At 40.9% G+C, this 10,025-nt stretch carries 11 protein-coding genes; 8 read left to right on the top strand and 3 right to left on the bottom strand.

Translation table 11 applies throughout. The features are described from left to right. Positions 1 to 254: hypothetical protein (locus tag EPX21_RS22915; protein ID WP_206106056.1), on the top strand; the 254-nt coding region annotated here is incomplete at its 5' end. A 1,087-nt stretch (positions 255 to 1,341) separates the two neighbouring features. Beyond that, a complete protein-coding gene (gene dnaA, locus EPX21_RS11870) occupies positions 1,342 to 2,772 on the top strand; it encodes a chromosomal replication initiator protein DnaA (RefSeq protein ID WP_134089911.1) in 1,431 nt (476 codons plus the stop codon). A gap of 76 nt (positions 2,773 to 2,848) precedes the next feature. Here the strand turns inward: dnaA and EPX21_RS11865 are convergent, their stop codons facing one another. After that, positions 2,849 to 3,286 carry an Hsp20/alpha crystallin family protein gene (locus EPX21_RS11865; RefSeq protein WP_134089910.1) on the bottom strand — a complete coding sequence of 146 codons (438 nt, stop codon included), beginning with the start codon at positions 3,284 to 3,286 and terminating at the stop codon, positions 2,849 to 2,851. 267 nt (positions 3,287 to 3,553) lie between these two features. Here EPX21_RS11865 and EPX21_RS11860 point away from each other — a divergent pair, with 267 nt between their 5' ends. Further along, the gene (locus EPX21_RS11860; RefSeq protein ID WP_134089909.1) at positions 3,554 to 3,907 is read left to right on the top strand and encodes an iron-sulfur cluster assembly accessory protein; all 354 of its coding nucleotides are present in this window, start codon (positions 3,554 to 3,556) and stop codon (positions 3,905 to 3,907) included. 107 nt (positions 3,908 to 4,014) lie between these two features. On the opposite strand, the gene EPX21_RS11855 is transcribed toward EPX21_RS11860, so the two are convergent. Together EPX21_RS11855 and rsmA are read right to left on the bottom strand one after the other, a co-directional pair. Next, positions 4,015 to 4,971, bottom strand: coding sequence for an NAD(P)-dependent oxidoreductase (locus EPX21_RS11855; protein WP_166670741.1), 957 nt, complete (start codon positions 4,969 to 4,971; stop codon positions 4,015 to 4,017). 13 nt (positions 4,972 to 4,984) lie between these two features. Next, complete coding sequence (gene rsmA / locus EPX21_RS11850; RefSeq protein ID WP_134089907.1) at positions 4,985 to 5,767, bottom strand: 16S rRNA (adenine(1518)-N(6)/adenine(1519)-N(6))-dimethyltransferase RsmA; 783 nt, start codon at positions 5,765 to 5,767, stop codon at positions 4,985 to 4,987. Between the two features lie 239 nt (positions 5,768 to 6,006). On the opposite strand from rsmA, the gene pdxA reads away from it, so the two are divergent. From pdxA to EPX21_RS11825, 5 genes are all read left to right on the top strand, one after another. After that, on the top strand, positions 6,007 to 7,062 hold the full coding sequence (gene pdxA, locus EPX21_RS11845) for a 4-hydroxythreonine-4-phosphate dehydrogenase PdxA (protein WP_134089906.1): 1,056 nt from the start codon (positions 6,007 to 6,009) through the stop codon (positions 7,060 to 7,062). A gap of 117 nt (positions 7,063 to 7,179) precedes the next feature. Continuing rightward, on the top strand, positions 7,180 to 7,716 hold the full coding sequence (locus EPX21_RS11840) for a DUF177 domain-containing protein (RefSeq protein WP_134089905.1): 537 nt from the start codon (positions 7,180 to 7,182) through the stop codon (positions 7,714 to 7,716). A 14-nt stretch (positions 7,717 to 7,730) separates the two neighbouring features. Continuing rightward, positions 7,731 to 7,922 (top strand): 50S ribosomal protein L32, encoded by a 192-nt coding sequence (gene rpmF / locus EPX21_RS11835; protein ID WP_134089904.1) that lies wholly within the window; start codon positions 7,731 to 7,733, stop codon positions 7,920 to 7,922. A gap of 105 nt (positions 7,923 to 8,027) precedes the next feature. Further along, positions 8,028 to 8,966, top strand: coding sequence for a phosphate acyltransferase PlsX (gene plsX / locus EPX21_RS11830; RefSeq protein ID WP_134089903.1), 939 nt, complete (start codon positions 8,028 to 8,030; stop codon positions 8,964 to 8,966). 8 nt (positions 8,967 to 8,974) lie between these two features. Then, on the top strand, positions 8,975 to 9,964 hold the full coding sequence (locus tag EPX21_RS11825) for a beta-ketoacyl-ACP synthase III (protein ID WP_134089902.1): 990 nt from the start codon (positions 8,975 to 8,977) through the stop codon (positions 9,962 to 9,964). Positions 9,965 to 10,025 lie beyond the last annotated feature (61 nt).

Genomic DNA, 10,025 nt, shown 5'->3' with positions numbered 1-10,025 from the left:
GCTTTTTTCTTTTCTCCAAAATATTTTTTAAAATATTTTTTCCTCCCTTTTCCGCTGTCCGCACCCCGCTGCCTTCCCTCTATCTCTCACTCTCCGCAGCCCTCAAAAAACGACCCCATCTCCGTCTGCGGAATGCCCGCCTCCCTGATGGGACGGCAAAGGTAAGCATTATTACCGTATCTGCAAATATCCCGCAGCACTTTTACCAACTATATCCGCATCTCCCTAGAAACCAATGCGTTTTTTTTAACTAGCTACTTTACTAAACCTCGACGAACAATGTCCGTCCCCTACTCCGACTCCTTTTAACCAATTTTAAGGGGCTTTAGACATCACACCTTACATTCCTTATAAGAGCAGCAAGGTGTCGTATAGGCTACGAGAACGATTCTACATAAGTCACCAGACAAATATATAGCTATAGTACATTTTCATATCCGTATAGAAATTGCATGAAACCTGATATTGGCCGCTTAGATCCTGATAGGAGACATTCAATAAGAGTCAAACGCCTAGTTAAAAAAGGGTAATCGTTTCTGATCCATCATTATACCTTCTAGGCACTTTCTTCTCTTTTACTACAAATTCTTTCTACACTGATCCAAGGTGAGTCCAGGTATTTACGGTAAAAACCTGGACTCACCTTGGACACAACGTGGACTCACCCTGGACTCACCCCCAAGAAAGCACCTAGTATGTCTTATCTTGGTGCCGCCAGTGTCTTCTTGTCTCCTCAATAAAACTCTTGGTTTTTTACTTAAATCAGGTACTTGATCGCGAAAAGCGAATACAAGATAAATAATTTATAAAGAATATTAAAAAAATTTATTGCAGTACGCATTTTTTAAGCGCTCTCCTATAGTCTTCAACGCCGCTGTTGTAGTCTCATCGAAGCCCCCTTAAACGACTTGCGTCTCTTACGAAAAGTCGGGTGTCAGCCGGCATCATTCTCAGAAAAAAAAGCAGCACCTGATAACACAAAATCCGAATGATATCGAGGCATCTTTTTGTGATGTTTTCAACTTAAAATTGAAGCGATTCAATGCTTCCTATTAAAACGCCACAAATCCTACTTTACATACCGTTTTTTACAAAAAAAACCGCCCTCAGCATTAAGAACAATGGGACATGAGACACAAGTTGTGGAAAATTTCAAGCACCTGAAAAAAAAACGCATATTTACAGGAGATAAACCCTATAAAACGCTAATGCATAATGTATTAAAACATTATTTAAATTTTAATTTTTTTAGTTGTTTTTTTTTGTGAACTTCGAATCTCCGATAGGTTATTAACATTTTAACCTTCGATTATTGATAATCAGAATATTAGAATTTACGGTATGGAAAAAACGAGTACAAGTGTATGGAATAGCTGTCTAGAAATCATCAAAGATAACATTCCAGCTCAAAGCTTCAAAACATGGTTCGAACCAATATCGGCTTTGCGTTTGGAAGGAAACGTATTAACCATACAAGTACCCAGTTTATTTTTTTACGAATGGTTAGAAGAGCACTATGTCGGATTATTGCGAAAAACAGTAAAGAAGCAATTAGGAGAAAGTGGCCGACTAGAATATAATATTGTAGTAGAGAAATCATCCAACAAGAACATACCTTATACAACAAACATTCCTTCCAACGGAAACGGTGCGGAAGGCAAAAAGCAATCAATCCCTGTGCCGGTCGCACTCAATAAAGATATTAAAAACCCTTTTGTTATACCTGGCTTAAAAAAGCTTCAGGTCGATCCGCAGCTTAACCAAAACTATACTTTTGAAAATTTCATTGAAGGTGATTGTAACCGCCTAGCCAGATCAGCCGGCTTTGCCGTTGCTAGCAAACCTGGTGGAACGTCATTTAACCCCTTAATGATTTATGGAGGTGTTGGCTTGGGAAAAACGCATTTAGCGCAAGCCATAGGCAATGAGGTGAAACGTAGTATGCCAGACAAACTGGTTATCTACGTATCGTGCGAAAAATTTTGCCAACAATTTGTAGACTCCCTAAAAAACAATACCATTAATGACTTTGTCAATTTCTATCAAGCAATGGATGTGATCATCATGGATGATGTACATAACTTCGCAGGAAAAGACAAAACGCAGGATATCTTCTTCCATATTTTCAATCACCTACATCAATCAGGAAAGCAGATCATCCTCACGTCTGACAAAGCTCCTAAGGACTTGGCTGGCTTGGAAGAGCGACTTTTAAGCCGCTTCAAATGGGGGCTTTCCGCCGATATGCAGGTTCCAGATTTGGAAACACGAATGGCAATTCTTAAAAAGAAGATGTACGCTGACGGCATCGAATTGCCCTATGAAGTGGTAGAATACGTAGCAAATAACATCGACAATAACGTGCGTGAGCTGGAGGGTGCAATGGTTTCACTTTTAGCACAGGCGACGTTAAACAAAAAAGAAATAGATTTGAATCTAGCCAAGTCTATGTTAAAGAACTTCATTAAAAATTCGCACAAGGAAATATCGATTGACTATATTCAGAAATTGGTTTGTGAGTATTTTGAGGTTCCCGTAGAAATGGTTAAATCGAAAACGAGAAAGCGCGAAATTGTTCAAGCAAGGCAGATTTCTATGTATCTGGCCAAAAATCACACTAAAACTTCCTTGAAATCAATCGGCGCTTATTTCGGCGGAAGAGACCATTCGACCGTCATTTACGCTTGCCAAACCGTAGAAGACCTCATCGACACCGACAAAAAGTTTAAAGCGTATGTTCAAGACATACAGAAAAAGCTTAAAATGAGTTAGTTTTCTGAAATATAATAAAATGACAAGGGGCCTCAAGAAAAGGCCCCTTGTCATTTATAGCTAACGTACTTTACGCTTATTTCACCGAGATTTCTTTTACAACCGGTTTCACTTCTTCCTTCTTCGCAATAGCCAATATCAATACGCCATCTTTATAATTAGCCTCGATCTTATTCGTGTCTACGCTCTCCGGCAATGTAAATGCCCGCTTGAAGGAGCTATAGCTAAATTCCCTACGGCTGTACTGCGTTTTCTCATCCAAGCTTTCTGCCTTGTGTTCACCGCTTACCGTTAATACATCTTTCTCGATACTTATTTTAAACTCTTCTTTACTGAATCCGGGAACTGCAAATTCAACACGATAGCCTTCTGCTGACTCGGCAACGTTAACCGCAGGAAAGCGAGACACGCTACGTCCGGAACCATCATAACGCAAATTGTCGATCAGGTTATTCACCCATGGATCAAAGGTTTTCATCCGGTTATTCGTATCGATAAATCTTGAAACGTTCATTATATTGTCCTCCTAAGTATTTTTAATTTTGATATGTTCTATTCAAATTAAGTACCAAGTCCAAAAAAATCAAAAACACCTCCAAAAATAAGACATTATGACACTAATATAAAAAATATCATGACATAAAGACAGCATTCAGAACGATAAGCAAGTTTGTTAATAAAAGGTCATAAAGCCAGGGCACTTCAAAAAGATGTTGATTTCCTGTATCTTTGTATCAGTTGTTCAACTTTCATAAAAAGAAAAGCGATAAAATCAACGATTATGAGTACAGATGTAATAACAGGTACTGCTCCATTGACGTTAACTGAGGGTGCAGTAAAAGAATTGAAAAAACTCCGCGAGCAACAAGAGATTGCCGATGACTTTGGTTTACGTGTTGGCGTAGAGGGCGGTGGTTGTGCAGGCATGAACTATATATTAGGTTTTGATCAAAGAAAAGACGGCGATACCGAATACCTCATTTCAGGAATCAAAGTATACATGAACAAAGCCCATGGTTTATATTTAGCCGGCATGGAGATTGATTTTCAAAACGGATTAAATTCCCGTGGTTTTACCTTCAACAATCCCAACGCAACGAATACCTGTGGTTGTGGCACTTCCTTTTCTGCCTAGCGGAAACTAAACTACATTAACACGGGCTATCTTCCAGCTTGTCGAAACAAAACGGGAGACGGCCCGCTCCTCCACTTTCCCCGAAATCATTCCAAGCCCTGCGAGAGCTAGCTATTTTCACGAAAGAATTCAAGTAGCTTATCAGCTAAAACAACCGCAATTTTATGGTATGACTCCACAGTCCATCCTGCTACATGCGGACTTAACAACACGTTTTCATGCGCTTTCATTTGTTCATACCAATCGGTTTCCGCTAAGGCTGGAAATTTCTCAACCGGTAGAACATCGAGCGCCGCTCCCAAAACGCTGCCATCCTCGATGGCGCTCAATACAGCTTTCACATCCACAATTTCACCCCGAGCAGCGTTAAGGAAAAAAATTGGCTTACGAAAATGAGACAGATACTCTTGATTTACCAAATTTCGGGTTTCCGCTGTTAAAGGAATATGCAAGCTTAGCACATCCGCTTGTTTAACAATTTGCTCCATACTAGCTTCTTCAGCATAGTTGTCAGAAAATCCGGTTTTATACTTGTCGTAAGCGATAACCTTAACACCAAAGCCGCTGAGCTTTTTGGCCATAGCCTGTCCATTATTGCCATAACCAATTAATCCCACCGTTCGGCCTCCGAGTTCAAAACCACGGTTTGCTTCACGGAGCCACTTCCCTTCGCCAATTTGGCTATTTGCCCGGATTAAGTTGTTCATCATAGCTAACAACATACCGATTAAATGTTCCGCCACTGCATCTCGATTGCCTTCTGGAGCGTTCAATAACTGAATCCCTTTCTCTATTGTTAATTGCTCGTCAATGTTATCCATACCGGCACCGGCTCTTCCTATACATTTCAATTTCGGTGCCGCATTCAAAACCTCTGCATCTATTCGAAATTTAGAACGGATAATCAACACTTCGTAATTGGCAAGCACTTGAAGCGCTTCCGTGCGGTTAATGTCTGGTCGATAATCATAAAACACCCCTATACTATCCAATTTTTCAAAAAAAACACCATGGATGTCATCAACAACAAGAACCCTCCACGTATAAGAATTTCCCTTCCGCATTATACAATTTCCATTATTTTAGCGACTTTTCAATTTCATTGGTCAATTCTACAAAATTATCGACCGAGAGCCGTTCTGCTCGTAAATCAAGAAACGGATGGTTTGGCATCTTGGTCTTGTTAACAATCACACTCAGCGCATTTCTCAAAGTCTTTCTACGTTGATTAAAGCCGGCCTTAACGATTTTCCGAAAAAGCTCTTCATTACAAGTTAATCTGTCAACGCCGTTCCGTTCCAAACGAATAACGCCGGATAGGACTTTAGGTGGCGGGTTAAATGCGCCGGCTTTCACAGTAAATAAATAAGTAATATGATAATAAGCCTGCAGAAACACGCTTAAAATACCGTAGTCCTTCCCGCCGGGCTGGGCAGCACAACGTTCTGCCACCTCTTTCTGGAACATTCCCACCAATTCAACCACTTGATGCCTGTTATCGATAACTTTAAACAAAATCTGGGAAGATATATTGTAAGGAAAATTACCGATAATAGCGAGCTGTCCGGAGAAAAGCGCCCTGAAATCAAGTAATAGAAAATCTCCGTGTATCAACCTTCGATCTAAGGCTGAATACTTCGTTTTCAAAAATTCGACCGATTCGGCATCCACGTCCACCAACCAGGATTCAAACCGTTCATCTTCCAATAAAAAATCGGATAAAATCCCCATACCCGGCCCTACTTCAAGAACCTTATCAAATCGGTCCTCAGGCTTTAGAGCGCTTACTATTCTTTGTGCAGTATGCTTATCTGTAAGAAAGTGCTGACCTAAATGTTTTTTAGCGCGAACTGTCGTCATTGTTCATAACCTTTCGCCAAAGATACATTTATTCAACCAAATACATTTGTTTGTTCAGCTTTATTAACACGCGCCAACATCCAACAGCATGTCCGACCAAAAACTAAGATGCTCAGCATCAAGGCATACCACCAAGATCAAGATGTATTATAAGAAAACATATTCAAGGACCGCCTTTACAAATTGCATATAAGTTCAATTTTACATAAGTTTGGCCAATTAATAAGGAGCAGTTAAATATGAGCGACAAACTAAAGGTAGGCATAACCATTGGAGACGTGAACGGCATCGGCTTAGAGATTATCATAAAAACTCTTGCTGACCACCGAATATTAGATTTTTTCACACCCATTGTATATGGTAATACCAAGGTCGCTTCTTTTCATCGCAAGATGGTGGGCATTAACGATTTCAGTTTCAATGTAATCAACAGCCCTGAACAGGCCCACGACAAAAGACCTAATATGATCAATTGCTGGCAGGACGATGTTAAAATCACCCTAGGCGAATCTAATGAAACCGGTGGAAAATATGCATTTTTGTCTTTGGAACGCGCCACGCAAGATTTAATGGACGGCCAAATAGATGCTTTAGTGACGGCACCAATCAACAAACATAATATTCAACGAGAAGGATTTTCCTTTCCCGGACATACCGAATATATCCAAGCTAAAACGGCTGCCGATGATGTCCTAATGTTTATGGTGAGCGATGAATTAAAAATCGGGGTGGTTACCGGTCATATCCCCGTGAACGAAATAGCGGGGGCGATAACGAAAGAGGCCATTCTCAAAAAATTAGCGCTAATGAACAACAGCCTTAAAACGGATTTCTGGATCCAAAAGCCCAAAATCGCCGTTTTAGGCTTGAACCCTCATGCAGGAGACAATGGACTGATTGGCACAGAAGACATAGAGATTATCCATCCGGCCATACAGGAAGCAAACGAACGTGATATCTTTGCTTTTGGCCCTTATGCGGCCGATGGCTTCTTTGCAGGAGACCATTATAAAAACTTTGACGGCGTATTAGCTATGTACCACGACCAAGGTCTCATTCCATTTAAGCAAATCGCCTTCCATAACGGGGTCAATTTCACCGCCGGCCTACCCGTAATCAGAACCTCTCCGGACCATGGTACAGGCTATGATATTGCAGGAAAGAACCAGGCATCGGAGGCCTCTTTTCGGGAAGCTATCTTCACGGCTTTAAAAATAGTAAAAAGAAGAAGAGAACAAGAGGAACTTACTTCTAATCCGCTTAAAATAAGAAAGCTATCAAAAGATAGAGACTAGGCACATCGCTGCCGTTTGTTGATTTCTCCGATTGCTCGGGGAGCTTTCACCCTACTTTTAAAAAAACTTTCAGTTCTGAATTATTATTTCTAAATTTGCGAGCTTAATTGTCGTGCTTTGAAAACTTTAGATCAATATCGAATACCATTTACGGGTTTGAAACCTGGAAAACACGAATTTGAGTTTGAGATAAACAAGCTTTTTTTTGAAGAATTCGAGTATTCCTTAGTTAAAAATGGCGACCTGAAGGCTTCCGTGACTCTTGATAAACAAGAGACCATGATGGTAGCAGACATCCATATCACCGGCATGATAGAACTGACCTGTGATGTTTGTCTTAATCAATTTTGGAGTAAATCGGACATCCTACAGAGGCTGATCATCAAATTCGACGGTTCGGACGATGTAGCCGATTCAACTGACGAGATATTGATACTCAAAAAGAATGAATTTGAACTGGATTTGACGAACATACTTTATGAGTATATCAACCTATCCCTCCCTTATTACAGCAGATGTGAGGAACAGGGGGAAAATGTCAGTTGCGATCAATCCATGATTGATAAGTTAAAAAGCTTAAGCAATCAAGAGAGTACATCAACCAATGAAGATCCCCGCTGGGAAATATTAAAAAAAATAAAAAACAATAATTAAATAGAAAAGACGAGATGGCACATCCAAAACGTAAAACCTCTAAGTCTAGAAGAGACAAAAGAAGAACACATTATAAGGCAGAGTTACCAACCTTAACGACTTGCCAAACTACCGGTGCAATACATTTGCCTCACCGTGCTTACAATGTCGACGGCAACCTTTATTATAACGGCAAGTTACTTATTGAAAACACGTCGATTGCCTAAGTTGATTTTTCAATATTAAAAAAGCATCCCAAAGTTCGCAATTTCTGAAAAAATGCGGTACTTTGGGATGTTTTTAGTTAAGCGAACAGCAAACGATAATCAAGGATGAAGATTGGCTTAGATATCATGGGAGGAGATTTTGCACCAAACGCCACCGTATTGGGAGCAATAGAGGCCTCAAAAGTATTATCGAATAACCAACAATTAGTACTGATTGGTAATAAAGAACTAGCATTACCTATTTTAGAACGTGCTGGAATAGACGCTTCGATATTCGAATTTGTTCACACCACCGAAACCATTGGTATGGGCGAACACCCAACAAAAGCGATTACCCATAAACCAAATGCGAGCATTAGCTTAGGCTTTCAATTGTTAAAAGAAGGGAAGATAGACTCTTTTTCTTCGGCCGGCAATACAGGTGCAATGCTTGTTGGTTCTGTGTTCAGCGTAAAAACCGTCCCCGGTGTGATTAGGCCAGCCATCGCCACAAATGTACCTCGTTTAACAGAGGGCTTTAGCGTTCTATTGGACGTAGGCGCAAATGCCGACTGCAAACCTGACACCTTACTACAGTTTGGTATACTGGGTAGCCTGTATGCTAAGCACATCTATGGCAATGATAACCCAGCGGTTGCGTTATTAAATATTGGAGAAGAGGAAGAAAAGGGCAATATGCTAACCGTTGCCGCGCATGCCCTAATGAAGGAAACAAAAGCTTTCAACTTTATCGGAAATATTGAAGGGAGAGATTTGTTTGAAGATCATGTAGACGTTATTGTATGTGACGGGTTTACTGGAAATGTCGTTCTAAAACTCGCCGAATCGTTTTACGGTTTAACCGTGAAAAAGGGCTTCAAAGATATGTTCTTCGACCGTTTCAATTATGAACAATACGGCGGCAGCCCTATTTTAGGCGTTAATGCGCCTGTCATCATTGGACACGGCATTTCCAGTCCAGAAGCCATCAAGAACATGATTCTACTGTCTCGCGACATGATCGAATCCAAATTCATAGATAAGGTAAAAGCTGCTTTTAAATAAACATAAGAATGTCTAAAATTCATGCTGCCATAACTGCCGTAAACGGATACGTTCCTGATTACATATTAACGAATCAGGAATTAGAAACAATGGTCGAAACGAATGACGAGTGGATTACTAGCCGAACAGGGATCAAAGAGCGACGCCTTTTGAAAGGAGAAGGAAAAGCTACGTCCGACATGGCTGTGCCGGCCGTCGAAGGATTGCTGCGGAAACGGGGCATTTCGGCTGAAGAGATTGATTTAATTATCTTTTGTACCAGTACACCTGATATGCCGTTTCCAGCTACAGCAAATATTTTAGCTGATAAGATCGGCGCCAAAAACGCATGGGGATATGATCTTCAAGCCGCCTGCTCGGGTTTCATTTACGGTTTAACAACAGGTGCTCAATTTATCGAATCGGGAAAACACAGCAAGGTTTTGGTTGTGGGCGGAGATAAAATGTCGTCTATTATAAACTACGAAGACCGGGCAACATGCATCATCTTCGGTGACGGCTGTGGCGTTGTTTTACTGGAACCCAACACGGAAGGCCTGGGCGTAATGGATGCGATCCTCAAGAGCGATGGAAGCGGAAGAGAATACCTGAATATAAAAGCAGGAGGCTCTTTATTGCCTGCCAGTCATGAAACGGTCGACCAAAAATTACATTACGCCTTTCAAGAAGGTAAAACAGTATTCAAATTTGCGGTTACCAACATGGCTAATGTCGCTGCCGAAATCATGGAAAGAAACCAACTGACAGCAGAAGATGTTAATTGGCTGGTTCCCCATCAAGCGAATAAAAGAATTATCGACGCGACTGCGGAGCGGATGGGCTTAGGTCCCGAAAAAGTAATGATCAACATCCAGAAATACGGCAACACAACGAGTGGAACAATCCCATTGTGCCTTTGGGAATGGGAAAGCCAGTTAAAAAAAGGGGATGTACTTATTTTGGCGGCCTTTGGTGGCGGCTTCACATGGGGCTCAGTCTACCTTAAGTGGGCTTATTAGTGTGATTTTGATTTCAATTTTGATCAAAGATGCTAACTTTGCAGTCATTTGACTGCTACGT

It is taken from the genome of Olivibacter sp. XZL3 (assembly GCF_004368405.1).
GTDB lineage: Bacteria > Bacteroidota > Bacteroidia > Sphingobacteriales > Sphingobacteriaceae > Olivibacter.
Note: the sequence above shows the minus strand (reverse complement) of the source record. Positions and strands in the feature narration are given on the sequence as shown.

Coding starts and splice junctions, on each gene's coding strand:
- dnaA (WP_134089911.1), top strand. CDS start 1,342: ATGGAAAAAACGAGTACAAGTGTATGGAATAGCTGTCTAGAAATCATC.
- EPX21_RS11865 (WP_134089910.1), bottom strand. CDS start 3,286: ATGAACGTTTCAAGATTTATCGATACGAATAACCGGATGAAAACCTTT.
- EPX21_RS11860 (WP_134089909.1), top strand. CDS start 3,554: ATGAGTACAGATGTAATAACAGGTACTGCTCCATTGACGTTAACTGAG.
- EPX21_RS11855 (WP_166670741.1), bottom strand. CDS start 4,971: ATGCGGAAGGGAAATTCTTATACGTGGAGGGTTCTTGTTGTTGATGAC.
- rsmA (WP_134089907.1), bottom strand. CDS start 5,767: ATGACGACAGTTCGCGCTAAAAAACATTTAGGTCAGCACTTTCTTACA.
- pdxA (WP_134089906.1), top strand. CDS start 6,007: ATGAGCGACAAACTAAAGGTAGGCATAACCATTGGAGACGTGAACGGC.
- rpmF (WP_134089904.1), top strand. CDS start 7,731: ATGGCACATCCAAAACGTAAAACCTCTAAGTCTAGAAGAGACAAAAGA.
- plsX (WP_134089903.1), top strand. CDS start 8,028: ATGAAGATTGGCTTAGATATCATGGGAGGAGATTTTGCACCAAACGCC.
- EPX21_RS11825 (WP_134089902.1), top strand. CDS start 8,975: ATGTCTAAAATTCATGCTGCCATAACTGCCGTAAACGGATACGTTCCT.